Genomic DNA, 15,335 nt, shown 5'->3' with positions numbered 1-15,335 from the left:
GACAGATGTATCACGGGGAACGATTCAACGCCTGGAGCCATTTGCTCGGTGCAGTCGCGGCGTGTATTGGCGCCGTGTGGATGTTGGTGGTGGCGAGCCTGGATGGCAGCCCCTGGAAGATCGTCAGCGTGGCGATTTATGGCTTTACGCTGATGGTGCTGTACAGCGCGTCGACCGTGTACCACAGCGTACAGGGGCGGCGAAAAGAGATCATGCAGAAGGTCGATCACTTTTCGATCTACCTGCTGATCGCCGGCAGCTACACGCCGTTTTGCCTGGTGACGTTGAGAGGCCCTTGGGGCTGGACGCTGTTCGGCATCGTGTGGGGGCTGGCGGTGATCGGCATCCTGCAGGAGATCAAGCCGCGCTCCGAGGCGCGCATCCTGTCCATCGTGATCTACGCGGTGATGGGCTGGATCGTGCTGGTGGCGGTCAAGCCACTGATCGCCGCGCTGGGCACCGCCGGGTTTATCTGGCTGGCGGCGGGCGGCGTGCTGTACACCGTCGGCATCATCTTCTTTGCCCTGGAGGATCGCCTGCGGCATTCCCATGGGATCTGGCATTTGTTTGTGATCGGCGGCAGCCTGCTGCATTTCGTGGCGATCATGCACTACGTGTTATAGGCGCTCCAGCAGCTCCCGAGCCCGGTTGCCGAGGATCTGTAGCAGATTGGCCAGCATATGCGGCGGCGGTTCATCGGCACGGGTCAGGGCGTAGAGGGTGATCGGCAGCGGCGGTGTAAGCGTGCGGATGCAGGTGGTCGCCGTCGATGCGCCGAGGGCGGTAAAGGGGTCGATGACCGTCAATCCGGCGCCGGACTCCACCATCGCCCGTGCCAGGGAATAGGTTTGCACCGATATCGTCACCCGAGGCGGCGGGTCGACGCTCTCCAGGTAGTTGTCGAGCCTCGCCGCCAGTGGGTCGGCGCTGGACAGGCCAATCAACGGTGCCCCCGCCAGGTCTGCCAGGGGCAGGGCTTGATGCAGCTCAGCGTCCGGCCAGTAGTTTTTCGACGCCAGGGCCACCAACACACCGTTGGCCAACACTTGTGTGGTCAACCCGGGATGGCCGGAGAAGCTGAGGGTCAGTGCCAGGTCGATCTCGCGCATCAACAGTTTTTGCACCAGCTCGCGGCTATGGTCGCTGGACAGTTCGCAGGCGATGTCCGGGTAGTCGCGCTTCCATTCCAGGATCGCCGGGGGCAGCAACGACAGTGCCAATGCCGGGATTGCACCAATCCGTACACTTTGCCCCGGGGCGCGGCGCAGGCTCTTGGCCAGGCGCCGCACGCCTTGCAGGCTCGCGGTGACTTTTTCGACTTCACTTTCCAGCGCCAGGGCTTCGGGCGTGGGCTGCAATTTGCCGCGTACCCGCAAAAACAGCGGGAAACCCAATTGTAACTCGGCATGTTGCAACACCTTGGTCACCGCTGGTTGGGAGACATGCAGCAACTGCGCGGCGGCGCTGATGGAGCCGGTCTGGCGGATGGCCTGGAAGATTTCGATATGACGCAAGCGCATGGCAGGTCCATAACCTTTGTTTATAGGTGCCCCATCTTTATTCATTGTCGGCGGCCTGTCACCTGCACCTACCCTGGGGCTTTCTTGGATCAAGGGCTGGGGGTGTTGAATGGCCAGGCAGGTTTGCATCATTGGTGGAGGCGTTATCGGCCTGGCGAGTGCCTACGCGTTGGTACGTGCAGGTCATGAAGTGACGGTGATCGACGCGCGTGACACCGTGGGCAGCGAAACCAGCTTCGCCAATGGCGGGCAATTGTCCTACCGCTACGTCGCACCGCTGGCGGATGCGGGAGTGCCGCTACAGGCGATTGGCTGGTTGCTGCGCGGTGACTCGCCACTGAAGCTGCGCCCACGCCTGGATCCCCGACAATGGCGCTGGATGGCCGCGTTCATCGGCGCCTGCCGTGGCTCGGTGAACAAGCGCAACGCCGCGCACTTGCTGCGCCTGGCGAGCCTGAGCCAAAACACCTTGCAGCAATGGCGCGTCGACGATCGCCTGGACACGTTCAATTGGCGGCGTAACGGCAAGCTGGTGACCTTTCGCAATGCCGATACCTTTGAGCGTGCGCGCAGCAAGGTCACCGACATCCTGCAACAACAGGTGCTGTCGGCGCTGGATTGTGCGCGGCTGGAGCCGGCGCTGGCGCAGGTGGCGGGTGAGTTTGTCGGTGGTATCTATACGCCCAATGAAGAAGTGGCGGACTGTCATGCCTTCTGCCAACAACTGGCGGCACGCCTTGAAGCGTCGGGGCGCTGCACCTTTCTGCTGGGGCGCAAGGTCACCAGGATTCGCCATGCCGACGGCGCGGTGCAAGCCATCGAGCTGGGCGACGAAGTGATGCCGGTGGAACACCTGGTGCTGGCGGCCGGCCATCGCAGCGCCGAGTTGGCATTGCCCGGCGTGTCACTGCCACTGTATCCACTCAAGGGCTATAGCCTCAGCGTGCCGATTGGCGCACAGCATCAGGCGCCGAATGTGAGCATCACCGACTACGACCGCAAGATGGTCTACGCGCGTATCGGCGAACAGCTGCGGGTGGCGGCCATGGTGGATATCGTCGGCTTTGACGCCAGCCTTGAGCCCAAGCGCCTGGCGCTGATGAAACGCCAGGCGGTCGAGACATTTCCTACGGCTGGCGACTATGCCAATGCTGTGGAATGGGCCGGTATGCGTCCCGCCACCCCGACCGGTGTGCCGCTGATTGGCCCCAGCGTGTATCGCAACCTGTGGCTGAACCTGGGCCACGGCGCCCTCGGCTTTACCCTGGCGTGCGGCAGCGGCCAATTGCTGGCCGAGCTGATCGGCCACCACCTACCTTCCATAGATATGCAGGGCCTGGCGCCCCGCGCCGCGTGAGGATTGACCCATGACCATCAACCGAATCAGCAGCAACGACCGACTGTCCGGCGCCGTTACGTTCAAGGATCTGGTATTCCTTTCGGGCCAGGTGCCCGGCGAAGGCCAGGATGTGGCGACGCAGACCCGCGAAGTGCTGGCCAGGATCGATGCGCTGCTGGCCCAGGCCGGCAGTGACAAGGATCATTTGCTCAATGCGACCATTTACTTGAAAGACATCGGCAGCGGTTTCGCGCCGATGAATGAGGTATGGGCCGCCTGGCTATCGCCCGGGATGGCGCCTACGCGCACCACCCTGCAGGCGGAGCTGGCGCGGCCGAGCGTGCTGGTGGAAATCAGCGTGATTGCGGTACGAAAATAACGTCAAAAACCAACGGAGAATAACAATGAAAAAAATCCTGTTGACCGGCTGCATCGGCCTTTTGCTGGGAGTACACGCCCATGCCAACCAGGCGCCGCTGGACGGTACGCTGGGCAAGATCGCCAGCACCCAGTCCATCACCCTGGGCTATCGCGATGCGTCGGTGCCGTTTTCCTACGTGGGGGATCACACCGGTAAGCCGATGGGCTATTCGGTGGACCTGGCCAGCAAGATCGTCGAGCGTATCCAGCAGAAAACCGGGGTGCCTGACCTGAAGGTGAAGTACAACCTGGTGACCTCTCAAACGCGGATTCCGCTGGTGCAGAATGGCACCGTCGACCTGGAGTGCGGCTCCACCGGAGTCACGGCCGAGCGGCAGAAACAGGTGGCATTTTCCTACGGGTTTATTTACGTGAAAGGCCAGTTGCTGACGGCTAAGGACAGCGGCATCAAGGGCTTCGCCGACCTGGCGGGCAAGAACGTGGTGACTACCGCCGGCACCACCAACGAGCGTTTTCTAAAGAGCTACAACGCCGAGCATAAGAGCAATATGTTCGTGATCAGCGCCAAGGACCACGGCGAGGCGTTCAAGATGCTCGAGACGGGCCGCGCGGCCGCGTTCTATATGGACGATGCATTGCTCTACGGCGAACGTGCCAAGGCCAAGGACCCACACAACTGGGTGGTGGTGGGCGAGGAGCAGTCGCGGGAGATCTACAGCTGCATGGTGCGCAAGGATGACCCGCAGTTTCTTGCGGTGGTCAACGAGACCCTCGGCGACCTTTACCGTTCGGGGGAGATCAACGGGATTTACCAGCGCTGGTTTGAACAGCCGATTCCGCCCAAGGGCTTGAACCTGGAATTCCCGATGACCAGTGAGTTGAAGGCGATCATTGCCAAGCCGATCAGCGATCCGGTGGACTGATCACCCCTCCCACATTTAGAAGTCGCCCCAGAGTTGTTGGGCAACCGCCAACGCGACGACGGGCGCAGTCTCGGTGCGCAACACGCGCGGGCCGAGGCGGGCGGCGTGGAAGCCAGCGCCTTGGGCGGTGTCGACTTCGTTGTCGGTCAGCCCGCCCTCCGGGCCGATCAGAAACGCCAGGCTCGCAGGTTTGGCATGGCTGACCAGCGGCTCGGCCACCGGGTGCAGCACCAGTTTCAGGTCCGCCTCGACCTGCTTCAACCAGTCCGCCAGCAGCAACGGCGGGTGAATCACCGGTACCGTCGAACGCCCGCACTGCTCGCACGCGCTGATCGCCACCTGGCGCCAGTGCAGCAGGCGTTTGTCGGCGCGTTCGTCCTTCAGACGCACTTCGCAGCGGTCGCTGAAGATCGGCGTGATGGCATTGACACCCAGTTCGGTGGCTTTCTGGATCGCCCAGTCCATGCGTTCGCCCCGGGACAGGCCCTGGCCGAGGTGGATGTGCAGCGGCGATTCGGCCTGGCCGGCGAAGCTTTCCGTCAGTTGCACGGTGACGCGTTTCTTCCCGACTTCCAGCAGGCTGCCCAGGAATTCCTGGCCGGAGCCGTCGAACAATTGCACGGCGTCACCTTCGCCCATGCGCAGCACGCGGCTGATGTAGTGCGCCTGGGCTTCGGGCAGTTCGTGATCGCCGAGGCTCAGCGGGGTGTCGGTGAAAAAGCGGGACAGTCTCATGTCGGTTCTCTGGAAAAAGGTGTAGGTGTGCCGGCAATCAACCCGGATCGCGGAAACCAGGGTGGAAATCCTTCGGCACCGCTACGCTGACTTTGCTGTTGGTGGCGATATCGATGCCTTCGCTGGCGACTTCGGCGAGGAAGTCGATCTGCTCCGGTGTAATCACATAGGGCGGGAGGAAATACACCACGCTGCCCAACGGCCGCAACAACGCACCGCGTTCCAGGGCGTGTTCGAACACCTTGAGACCACGGCGCTCCTGCCACGGGTAAGCGGTCTTGGTGGCCTTGTCCTGGACCATCTCGATGGCCAGCACCATGCCGGTCTGGCGTACTTCCGAGACATGCGGATGGTCGACCAGATGAGCCGTTGCCGTGGCCATGCGCCGGGCCAGGGCCTTGTTGTTTTCGATGACGTTGTCTTCTTCGAAAATATCCAGGGTCGCCAGGGCCGCCGCACACGCCAGCGGGTTGCCGGTGTAGCTGTGGGAGTGCAGGAAGGCGCGCAGGGTCGGGTAGTCGTCGTAGAACGCGTCGTAGACGTCATCGGTGGTGACCACGGCGGCCAACGGCAGGTAGCCGCCGGTCAGGGCCTTGGACAAACACAGGAAGTCCGGGCGGATGCCGGCCTGTTCACAGGCGAACAGGGTCCCGGTGCGGCCGAAGCCCACGGCGATTTCATCGTGGATCAGGTGCACGCCATAGCGGTCGCAGGCCTCGCGCAGCAGCTTGAGGTACACCGGGTGGTACATGCGCATGCCGCCGGCGCCCTGGATCAGCGGCTCGACGATCACGGCGGCGACGCTGTCGTGGTGCTCGGCCAGGGTCTGTTCCATGGCCAGGAACATCGTGCGCGAGTGTTCTTCCCAGCTCATGCCCTCGGGGCGCAGGTAGCAATCCGGGCTCGGCACCTTGAGGGTGTCCAGCAGCAGCGCCTTGTAGGTCTCGGTAAACAGCGGCACGTCGCCCACCGACATCGCGGCGATGGTTTCGCCGTGGTAGCTGTTGGTCAGGGTGACGAAGCGTTTTTTGTTTGGCAGGCCACGGTTGAGCCAATAGTGAAAGCTCATCTTCAGCGCGACTTCAATGCACGACGAACCGTTATCGGCATAGAAGCAGCGGGTCAGGCCCTCGGGGGTCATCTTGATCAGGCGCTCGGACAGCTCGATCACCGGCTGGTGGCTGAAACCGGCGAGGATCACGTGTTCCAGCTGGTCGACCTGGTCCTTGATGCGCTGGTTGATGCGCGGGTTGGCGTGGCCGAAGACGTTGACCCACCAGGAGCTGACGGCGTCGAGGTAGCGCTTGCCTTCGAAGTCTTCCAGCCAGACGCCTTCACCGCGCTTGATCGGGATCAGCGGCAGTTGCTGGTGGTCTTTCATCTGGGTGCAGGGATGCCACAGCACCGCGAGGTCGCGTTGCATCCACTGGTTGTTCAAGCCCATCGGTGATCTCCTCGAAGCGGTCCTGCGAGCGGCGCAGGTAAAACAATCGCGCAAGCCTATGCAATGGGCGGCGGTGTCACAACCCATAACGCATGAATTGGCAGTAAACACAGGACGGACTGTCACGTTTCTTCTGGATAGTCCTTAATCCTTGGTTAATTTACTGTTCATACCCTCAAGATCATATTTCTCGATATTTCAAAGCGAAATTTTCCGCTTTAATTCGATAGGTAAATCGCTAGTCTTGGGCGCAGCTCTTACGGGATTAAGTACATGCAGCTACGTAACTCACCGGCCCGTTACGGCTGGGTCAGTATGGTTTTGCACTGGGGCGTGGCCCTGGTGGTGTTCGGCCTGTTCGCCCTGGGCTTGTGGATGGTGGGTCTGGACTACTACAGCGCCTGGCGCAAGGACGCACCGGACCTGCACAAGAGCATCGGCATCACGCTGTTCGCCATCATGCTGGTGCGTATTGTCTGGCGCCTGATCAGCCCGCCGCCTCCGCCGCTGGCCAGTTACAGCCGCTTGACCCGTATCGGTGCCGCGTTTGGCCACGCGTTCCTTTATCTCGGGCTGTTTGCCGTGATGATCGCCGGTTACCTGATTTCCACCGCAGACGGTGTCGGTATCCCGGTGTTTGGCCTGTTCGAAATTCCTGCCGTGGTTTCCGGTCTACCGGACCAGGCAGACACAGCCGGCGTGGTGCACCTGTACCTCGCCTGGGTGTTGGTAGTCTTCGCCGGCCTGCACGGCGTGGCTGCGTTGAAACACCACTTTATCGATCGTGATGCGACCCTCACGCGAATGCTGGGGCGCAAAGCCTGATGTTCAACCTCGACTCACAAGGAATAGAAAGCATGTTGAAAAAGACCCTCGCCGCTCTGGCAATCGGTACAGCGCTGCTGTCTGCAGGTCAGGTGATGGCTGCCGACTACAAGATCGACAAGGAAGGCCAGCACGCCTTCATCGACTGGAAAATCAGCCACCTGGGCTACAGCTACATCCACGGTACCTTCAAGGACTGGGATGGTACGTTCAGCTGGGATGCCGCCAAGCCTGAAGCCAGCAAAATCGCGGTCGACGTGAAAACCGCCAGCCTGTGGTCCAACCACGCCGAACGTGACAAGCACATCGCCAGCAAGGACTTCCTGGATGTCGGCAAGTTCGCCGATGCCAAGTTCGTCTCCACTGCGGTTAAATCCACCGGCGAGAAAACCGCTGATGTGACCGGCGACCTGACCTTCCACGGCGTGACCAAGCCTGTGACCTTCAAGGCCACGTTCAACGGTGAAGGCAAGGATCCATGGGGCGGCGAACGTGCCGGCTTCAACGCCAAGACCACGCTGAACCTGAACGACTTCGGCATCAAGGGCCCTGGCCCGACTTCCCAGACTGTCGACCTGGACATCTCGCTGGAAGGCGTCAAGCAGAAGTAATTTCTGTCCGCACACAAAAAACCGGATCTCAGGATCCGGTTTTTTTTGGCCTGTATTTCCTGTAGTGAGCGAGCTTGCTCGCGCTGGGGCGCGAAGCGGCCCTAATCAGATACACCATGATTCTTCTGGCAGAACACGGTGACAGGTGTTGGGGCTGCTGCGCAGCCCAGCGCGAGCAAGCTCGCTCACCACAGCAAGCTCGCTCACCACAACCAGTTCGCTCATCCCAGGGAACGTGTGGGGAGGAGATAAAAAATGCCCCGCATCTTTCGATGCGAGGCATTTTTCATGGCGCTTTGAAACTCAGCGGTTGCGGGTCAGCAATGCTGGTTTTTCACCACGCGGACGGCCTGGCAGTTGATCCAACTGCTCGGGTGTCGGGAAGCGGTCGGCTTTCGACTCCTTGTGGATGATCTTCGGCGCCGGGCCACCGCGCGGGTTCTGCACGGCTGGCTCGGACAAACGCGGCTGGTCGTCACGGGCCGGGCGGCGGTTGTTGCTGCGCGAATCTTCGCGACGCGCCTGGCCGTCACGCGGTGCACCGTTACGCGGGCCGCTGCGCTTGGCCGGTGGAGTGCCGGTCGTGCCGCCGCTGCTGTTGCGCGGGCCGTTCTGACGACCGCCCTGGGGCTGGCCGCCACGTGGAGCGCCGGCGCCTGCGCCCTGTGCCGGAGCACCTGGACGACGGCCGCGGCCCTGGGCCGGTTTGGCCTGGGGCACGTAGTCCACGCGGTTACCGAAGTTATCCACGTCGTCGTCGAGGAATTCGTCCGGGGCGCGGTCGGCTGCGGCGCGTGGGGGCTGGCTCGGCTGGCGCTGTTCGCGGGCCGGGGTGCCTTCACGGGGCTTCTGCTCACGGGCCGGGCGTTCACCACGGCCGTTGGTTGGCGCTTTTTCCTTGCCGCCCTTGTCCTTGCCCTTGTCGCGACGACCACCGCCACCACCGCCGCCGTTCGGGCCATCGCCCTTCGGACCGCGTGGATTGCGCGGGTTGCGCACGTCCGGACGTTCGCGCACTTCAGGCTTTTCGGCCTCAACGGCGCTGGCATCGAAGCCCATCAGGTCGCCATCGGCGATTTTCTGCTTGGTCATGCGTTCGATGCTTTTCAGCAGTTTCTCTTCGTCCGGGGCAACCAGGGAAATGGCTTCACCCGAACGACCGGCACGGCCGGTACGGCCGATACGGTGCACGTAGTCTTCGTCGACGTTTGGCAGCTCGAAGTTGACCACGTGTGGCAACTGGTCGATGTCCAGGCCACGGGCGGCGATATCGGTGGCCACCAGGATGCGCACTTCACCGGCCTTGAAGTCGGCCAGCGCCTTGGTGCGTGCGTTCTGGCTCTTGTTGCCGTGGATGGCGACGGCGGTGAGGCCGTGCTTGTCCAGGTACTCGGCCAGGCGGTTGGCGCCGTGCTTGGTGCGGGTGAACACCAGTACCTGTTCCCACGCGCCGGCGGTGATCAGGTGGGCCAGCAGCGCACGCTTGTGGCTGGCGGCCAGGCGGAATACGCGTTGCTCGATACGCTCGACCGTGGTGTTCGGCGGCGTGACCTCGATGCGCTCCGGGTTGTGCAGCAGCTTGCCGGCCAGGGCGGTGATGTCGTTGGAGAACGTTGCCGAGAACAGCAGGTTCTGACGTTTGGCCGGCAGGCGGGCGAGGACCTTCTTCACGTCATGGACAAAGCCCATGTCGAGCATGCGGTCGGCTTCGTCCAGCACGAGGATTTCCACGTGGGACAAATCAACGCTGCCTTGGCCGCACAGGTCGAGCAAACGACCGGGGCACGCCACCAGCACGTCAACACCACGGGACATGGCCTGAACCTGTGGGTTCATGCCAACGCCGCCGAAGATGCAGGCGCTGACGAACTTCAGGTCGCGGGCATACAGCTTGAAGCTGTCGTGCACCTGGGCGGCGAGTTCGCGGGTAGGGGTCAGGACCAGTACGCGCGGTTGGCGCGGGCCGTGACGCTGGGATTTGTCCGGATGACCGTTGGGGAACAACCGCTCCAGAATCGGGAGGGCGAAGCCGCCGGTTTTACCCGTACCTGTCTGAGCCGCAACCATCAGGTCGCGACCTTGCAACACGGCGGGAATAGCCCGCTGTTGCACCGGAGTAGGCTCGGTATAGCCCGCTGCCTCGATGGCGCGGACTAAAGCCTCGGAGAGACCGAGGGAAGCAAAGGACATGAGTAATCCTGTTTTAGTTAGGGCTTGGCCCAGAGGGATAATCTTGCCGGGCGTGAATGGCGCTTAGGGGAGCGCAATCCCGTCCGGTCCTGCTGCGTCTGGCGGGCACTCCACCGGCTCGCGCGGGCTGAAAGCTGCGCAGTAGCGGGGTTGGGTGCCTTTTTCAGGACCTCAGCGGCCGGGCGTAAGCCTGGCGGAAAGGCCGGAGTATAACAGAGCAATCACTGTGCGCCGCTTTCCTGCTGCTCAACGGTGTGTCCGGACGCGGTTATGGCTTGGATTCCACCATATTTGGCGCTTAAAGCGGCGTAGGCCGGTTCCTGTTTGAAGCGCTTGAGCTCGGCGGCAAAGCGTTGCACCAGCAGGTCCATCCCCGCGCCACGGCGTACCGCGAGGTATTGCTGCTGGCGGCTGACCACGATGGGCGCCTGGCTGACCTTGCCTTCCAGGCCCAGGGCCTTGATCACATGTTGGCCGACCCGGCGGTCGGTGATCAGCAGGTCGATGCGTCCCAGCAGCAATTTACCGAAGTTGGCCTCGTGGCTGGGGGCCGGCTCGCGGCTGAACCGGGTGGAGTCGCTGAATGGCGCGCCGTACAGGTAGCCTGGCGAGGTGCCGACAGTGAGGCCGTCCAACTCGTCGAGGCCTTGGACCGGATGAGGGCGTTCGTTGGCGTAGAACATCACGAATTCCACTTCCGACAACGGTTCGCTGGGGTACAGCAGCAGGGCGTCGCGTTCGTGGCTGTGGAAAATATCCAGTGCGCCATCGGCATGACCCTGATCGAGCATGGCCAGACAGCGCTTCCAGGGCAGGAACTGCCATTGCACCTCGACCCCCAGGCGCTGGAACACGATCACCGTGGTTTCGTAGTCCAGCCCGTGCATGGCGCCGTGCTCTTCGTACACATAAGGCGCCCAGGGCTCGGTGACAATGCGCAATTTCTCGCCATAAGCGGCGAGGCTCAAGCAAGTAAAAAGCGCAACGGTCAACAGCTTCAGAGTGACGGGCATGCCCCGAGGTTACGACGCCCGTGCGCTAAAGAGAAGCGCTGGCACACGCATCTGCGGGCGACGCTATTTTGTGGGTGAGGTCATCAGGTGCTCATAGATGGCTGCACGTCGCTCGCCCAGAATCAGGCGCACCACTGGGTTGGCGAACCAATGTTCGAGCTGGTGCGCATCGACCGGGCTTTTTTGCCGCTCTTCCTGATTCTGCAAAGCCTTGTCCCACCAAACCGGGCCACAGGCCTGGTCGAATTCATTTTCGTGCTCGTAGCAGCCGTAGAGAATTTCGCGGATGAACTGCTGCTTGCGTTTGGGCAAGGCCAGGGTGATCAGCTTGTACATCAAGCGTTGCAATCGCGGCGGGCGGGGCAGGTGGGCAGACACATTGCGGGTGTCGGCCAGGGCCTGGGCGCAGATGGGGTCCGCGGCGTGCTTGGTGACCCACGCCTTGACCTTGGCCCGGAACAACTGCTTGCGGCTCCAGTAGTGGTGGATCAGGTCGGGGCACTGGCGCACATTGAGCGTACGGTACGCGGCCACCGACAGGCAGAACTCTTCCAGGGTGTAGGCACCGTGGGCCATCGGGAACAGCTCGTCCATCAACTCGATCGAGCGATCAAGGATGTGCGCATCTTGCCGGGTCAGGCCCATGACGCCGGAGTTGAGCAGCCACATGTCGTCGTCGGCCAGGCCTTTGTCTGCAAGGTGCCTGGCCAGGGCTTCATACAGTACGCTTTCGCGGTTGTCGCCGTACTTGGCGTGGAAGGCATTGCACAGCACGGTGCCGGGCGCGACACGTTCGAACAGCGCCATGGGCGAGTCGTGAAAAAAGGTATCGGTGTCGATCAACAGCGCCCGTTCCGCTGTTTCCAGCACCTGGCGCAACAGCACGTGCTTGGTGCGGAAATGGTAGCCGTGGGGCTCGCTCCAGCGTCTGCGCGTGGCGTCGTCCAGGGTGTGAACCTGTACCGGCAAGCCGCGATAGGGGGCCGGATTGTCGCTGAACACCTGGATGTCCAATGGCATGCCCTGGGGACCGCCCAGGTGGGCCAGGGCGCTGGCGATGCTGAATACGGCTTCCTGATGATAGGTCTCGGCGCCGAATACCAGGTACACCAGCTGCGGGCGGGGAGTCGGGGACGCTGTATTCATGTACTGCAGGCTTCCTTTCCGGGGATATATAGACGAAAAAAACCCCCGTAATAACGAGGGCCGGGTACAGCGATTAAACCGGCCTAACGTGGCAGTTTAAGGTTGTTCCAGATCGCGAGGCTGGGTTCAGCCTGGTTCAGGGTATAGAAGTGCAGGCCTGGTGCGCCACCTTGCAACAATTCTTCACACATATTGCTGATCACCTGTTCGCCGAACGCCTGGATGCTCTTGACGTCGTCGCCATAGGCTTCCAGTTGCTTGCGCACCCAACGTGGGATCTCAGCACCGCAGGCGTCGGAGAAGCGCGCCAGCTTGCTGTAGTTGGTGATCGGCATGATGCCCGGCACGATCGGGATGTTCACGCCCATGGCGCGTACACGCTCGACGAAGTAGAAGTAGCTGTCGGCGTTGAAGAAGTACTGGGTGATCGCGCTGTCGGCGCCGGCGTTGGCTTTGCGTACGAAATTCTGCAGATCGTCTTCGAAATGGCGCGCCTGGGGGTGCATCTCCGGGTAAGCGGCCACTTCGATATGGAAGTGATCGCCGCTTTCTTCACGAATGAAGCTCACCAGGTCATTGGCGTAGCGCAGCTCACCGCTGGCCATGCCCATACCGGACGGCAAGTCGCCACGCAGGGCAACGATGCGCTTGATTCCGGCGGCCTTGTATTGAGTGAGCAGGCTGCGCAGGTCGGCCTTGCTGTCGCCCACGCAGGACAAATGCGGAGCGGCGGGAATGTTGACTTCGCTTTCAAGCTGCAACACGGTGTTGATCGTACGATCGCGGGTCGAGCCGCCGGCGCCGTAGGTGCAGGAGAAGAAATCGGGGTGGTAAGTGGCCAACTGCTTGGCAGTCGCCATTAGTTTTTCATGCCCAGCATCGGTCTTGGTGGGGAAGAACTCGAAGCTGTAGCGACGGTCTTGGGACATGGTCATACCCTTGGGAACTCGAAAGCCTGTAAGGCGAACCCGCCCCTGAAGGGGCGGGCAGCCAAGCCGATCAGTAGCGGTAAGCGTGCGGCTTGAACGGACCTTCGACGGTCACGCCGATGTAGTCGGCCTGGGTCTTGGTCAGCTGAGTCACCACGCCGCCGAAGCCGCGGACCATTTCCAGGGCCACTTCTTCGTCGAGTTTCTTCGGCAGTACTTCCACGGTCAGGCGCTCGGCTTTCTGGGCTGGCGACAGGTCGGCGTATTTCTGGCCGAACAGGAAGATCTGGGCCAGTACCTGGTTGGCGAACGAGCCGTCCATGATGCGGCTTGGGTGGCCGGTGGCGTTGCCCAGGTTAACCAGGCGGCCTTCAGCCAGCAGGATCAGGTAGTCGTCGTTCTGTGGGTCGAAATCGCCAGCGCCGGTACGGTGAACCTTGTGTACCTGCGGCTTCACTTCTTCCCATGCCCAGTTCTTGCGCATGAAAGCGGTGTCGATCTCGTTGTCGAAGTGACCGATGTTGCACACCACGGCGCGCTTCTTCAGGGCCTTGAGCATGTTGGCATCGCAGACGTTGACGTTACCGGTGGTGGTCACGATCAGGTCGATCTTGCCCAGCAGGGCCTTGTCGATGCTGGCTTCGGTGCCGTCATTGACGCCATCGATGAACGGCGAAACCACTTCGAAACCGTCCATGCAGGCTTGCATGGCGCAGATCGGGTCGACTTCGGAGACTTTAACGATCATGCCTTCCTGGCGCAGGGACTGGGACGAACCCTTGCCCACGTCACCGTAGCCGATCACCAGGGCTTGCTTGCCCGACAGCAGGTGGTCGGTGCCGCGCTTGATGGCATCGTTCAGGCTGTGACGGCAGCCGTACTTGTTGTCGTTCTTGCTCTTGGTCACCGAGTCGTTGACGTTGATGGCCGGGATTTTCAGCTCGCCCTTGGCCAGCATGTCCAGCAGGCGGTGTACGCCGGTGGTGGTTTCTTCGGTCACGCCGTGGACGCGGTCGAGGATCTGCGGGTACTTCTTGTGCAGCAGCTCGGTCAGGTCGCCGCCGTCGTCGAGGATCATGTTGGCATCCCAAGGCGCGCCATCTTTAAGGATGGTTTGCTCCAGGCACCACTCGTACTCTTCTTCGGTCTCGCCTTTCCAGGCGAATACCGGGATACCGGCAGCGGCGATGGCGGCAGCGGCCTGGTCTTGCGTCGAGAAGATGTTGCAGGACGACCAACGCACTTCGGCACCCAGGGCAACCAGGGTTTCGATCAGCACGGCGGTCTGGATGGTCATGTGGATGCAGCCGAGGATCTTCGCGCCCTTGAGCGGTTGCTCGGCGGCATACTTGCGACGCAGGCCCATCAGGGCTGGCATTTCGGATTCGGCGATAAAGGTTTCGCGACGGCCCCAGGCGGCGAGGGACATGTCGGCGACTTTGTAGTCGTTGAAATCTGCAGGCGTAATTACAGCGCTCATGAAGAGCCTCCATTCGTAGTGTGCGAATGGGCGCCGTTGTGCGTTTAGTATCAGGCCAGGGCAACCAGGCCGGACAACGCCCCATCCGAGCCTGACAGGTTGAACCTGCTGCAGCGCCCCTCGGACAGGTGGCGGGAGAAACGGTATCAACTGAAGATGACCGTTTTGAAGCGGGGGCGATTATAGCCGTGTACGCGGCACTTCCCAAGCCTTTCTGTCGGCCATATGAAGATCGCACATGGGGTTGATAGGCAATGGCGCATAGAGCTTGGGGGCAGGCTCTGCCATGATGTTGCCCATCATTCGGCAAGACGCTTTGGAGTGACCATGAACTTCCACACCCGCAAATGGGTAAAACCTGAAGACCTCAACCCCAACGGCACCCTGTTCGGCGGTAGCCTGCTGCGTTGGATCGACGAAGAAGCAGCCATCTACGCCATCGTCCAACTGGGCAACCAGCGTGTTGTGACCAAGTACATCTCCGAAATCAACTTTGTCAGCGCCTCGCGCCAGGGCGACATCATCGAACTCGGGATCACTGCTACCGAGTTTGGCCGCACCTCCATCACCCTCACCTGTGAAGTGCGTAACAAGATCACCCGCAAAAGCATCCTGACTGTAGAGAAGATGGTCTTCGTCAACCTCGGCGAAGACGGTTTGCCGGCACCGCATGGTCGTACCGAGATCAAGTACGTCAAGGATCAGTTCCAGGACGACGGCATCAGCGAGTAAACCTGCGCCGGGCCAGTGAACGCTCTTGATCAACCATAGGTCGTACCTGAACATCGCCCCCCGTTCA

Annotated in this window: 15 protein-coding genes and 1 riboswitch; of the genes, 7 read left to right on the top strand and 8 right to left on the bottom strand. The window is 61.7% G+C overall.

Going from position 1 to position 15,335, the window contains the following annotated elements; translation table 11 throughout:
* Positions 1–5: 5 nt before the first annotated feature.
* Entirely contained in the window at positions 6–623 is a 618-nt protein-coding gene (locus BLQ09_RS05040; RefSeq protein ID WP_027606065.1) for a PAQR family membrane homeostasis protein TrhA, read from the top strand.
* On the opposite strand, the gene BLQ09_RS05035 is transcribed toward BLQ09_RS05040, so the two are convergent.
* A complete protein-coding gene (locus BLQ09_RS05035; protein ID WP_092355651.1) occupies positions 618–1,520 on the bottom strand; it encodes a LysR family transcriptional regulator in 903 nt (300 codons plus the stop codon). The genes BLQ09_RS05040 and BLQ09_RS05035 overlap by 6 nt on opposite strands.
* A gap of 109 nt (positions 1,521–1,629) precedes the next feature.
* Between BLQ09_RS05035 and BLQ09_RS05030 the strand changes: the two genes are divergently transcribed.
* The 3 genes from BLQ09_RS05030 to BLQ09_RS05020 are packed head-to-tail and all read left to right on the top strand — an operon-like array spanning position 1,630 to position 4,163.
* A complete protein-coding gene (locus tag BLQ09_RS05030) occupies positions 1,630–2,877 on the top strand; it encodes a D-amino acid dehydrogenase (RefSeq protein WP_027606063.1) in 1,248 nt (415 codons plus the stop codon).
* 10 nt (positions 2,878–2,887) lie between these two features.
* Entirely contained in the window at positions 2,888–3,238 is a 351-nt protein-coding gene (locus BLQ09_RS05025; protein WP_027606062.1) for a RidA family protein, read from the top strand.
* Positions 3,239–3,263: 25 nt separating this feature from the next.
* The gene (locus BLQ09_RS05020; protein WP_092355648.1) at positions 3,264–4,163 is read left to right on the top strand and encodes a transporter substrate-binding domain-containing protein; all 900 of its coding nucleotides are present in this window, start codon (positions 3,264–3,266) and stop codon (positions 4,161–4,163) included.
* A 15-nt stretch (positions 4,164–4,178) separates the two neighbouring features.
* Here BLQ09_RS05020 and BLQ09_RS05015 read toward each other — a convergent pair whose 3' ends face one another.
* Together BLQ09_RS05015 and BLQ09_RS05010 are read right to left on the bottom strand one after the other, a co-directional pair.
* The gene (locus BLQ09_RS05015; protein ID WP_027606060.1) at positions 4,179–4,898 is read right to left on the bottom strand and encodes a 16S rRNA (uracil(1498)-N(3))-methyltransferase; all 720 of its coding nucleotides are present in this window, start codon (positions 4,896–4,898) and stop codon (positions 4,179–4,181) included.
* A 37-nt stretch (positions 4,899–4,935) separates the two neighbouring features.
* Positions 4,936–6,342, bottom strand: coding sequence for an adenosylmethionine--8-amino-7-oxononanoate transaminase (locus BLQ09_RS05010; protein WP_092355645.1), 1,407 nt, complete (start codon positions 6,340–6,342; stop codon positions 4,936–4,938).
* 273 nt (positions 6,343–6,615) lie between these two features.
* Here BLQ09_RS05010 and BLQ09_RS05005 point away from each other — a divergent pair, with 273 nt between their 5' ends.
* Together BLQ09_RS05005 and BLQ09_RS05000 are read left to right on the top strand one after the other, a co-directional pair.
* Positions 6,616–7,167 (top strand): cytochrome b, encoded by a 552-nt coding sequence (locus BLQ09_RS05005; protein ID WP_027606058.1) that lies wholly within the window; start codon positions 6,616–6,618, stop codon positions 7,165–7,167.
* Between the two features lie 32 nt (positions 7,168–7,199).
* On the top strand, positions 7,200–7,778 hold the full coding sequence (locus BLQ09_RS05000) for a YceI family protein (RefSeq protein WP_027606057.1): 579 nt from the start codon (positions 7,200–7,202) through the stop codon (positions 7,776–7,778).
* 303 nt (positions 7,779–8,081) lie between these two features.
* On the opposite strand, the gene BLQ09_RS04995 is transcribed toward BLQ09_RS05000, so the two are convergent.
* From BLQ09_RS04995 to ahcY, 5 genes are all read right to left on the bottom strand, one after another.
* Positions 8,082–9,968, bottom strand: coding sequence for an RNA helicase RhlE2 (locus tag BLQ09_RS04995; protein ID WP_027606056.1), 1,887 nt, complete (start codon positions 9,966–9,968; stop codon positions 8,082–8,084).
* Between the two features lie 221 nt (positions 9,969–10,189).
* A complete protein-coding gene (locus BLQ09_RS04990) occupies positions 10,190–10,981 on the bottom strand; it encodes a substrate-binding periplasmic protein (protein ID WP_092355642.1) in 792 nt (263 codons plus the stop codon).
* A gap of 63 nt (positions 10,982–11,044) precedes the next feature.
* The gene (locus BLQ09_RS04985) at positions 11,045–12,127 is read right to left on the bottom strand and encodes a hypothetical protein (protein ID WP_027606054.1); all 1,083 of its coding nucleotides are present in this window, start codon (positions 12,125–12,127) and stop codon (positions 11,045–11,047) included.
* A gap of 83 nt (positions 12,128–12,210) precedes the next feature.
* A complete protein-coding gene (gene metF, locus BLQ09_RS04980; protein ID WP_027606053.1) occupies positions 12,211–13,056 on the bottom strand; it encodes a methylenetetrahydrofolate reductase [NAD(P)H] in 846 nt (281 codons plus the stop codon).
* Between the two features lie 70 nt (positions 13,057–13,126).
* Positions 13,127–14,536, bottom strand: a complete 1,410-nt coding sequence (ahcY, locus tag BLQ09_RS04975; RefSeq protein WP_027606052.1) for an adenosylhomocysteinase — start codon at positions 14,534–14,536, stop codon at positions 13,127–13,129.
* Between the two features lie 21 nt (positions 14,537–14,557).
* Positions 14,558–14,664: riboswitch (S-adenosyl-L-homocysteine riboswitch) on the bottom strand.
* A 199-nt stretch (positions 14,665–14,863) separates the two neighbouring features.
* On the opposite strand from ahcY, the gene BLQ09_RS04970 reads away from it, so the two are divergent.
* Positions 14,864–15,268 (top strand): acyl-CoA thioesterase, encoded by a 405-nt coding sequence (locus BLQ09_RS04970; protein ID WP_027606051.1) that lies wholly within the window; start codon positions 14,864–14,866, stop codon positions 15,266–15,268.
* Positions 15,269–15,335: the final 67 nt, after the last annotated feature.

The sequence above is a fragment of the Pseudomonas sp. NFACC25 genome, assembly GCF_900100935.1.
Taxonomy (GTDB): Bacteria; Pseudomonadota; Gammaproteobacteria; order Pseudomonadales; family Pseudomonadaceae; genus Aquipseudomonas; species Aquipseudomonas marginalis.
This window is presented reverse-complemented; position numbering and strand designations above follow the sequence as displayed.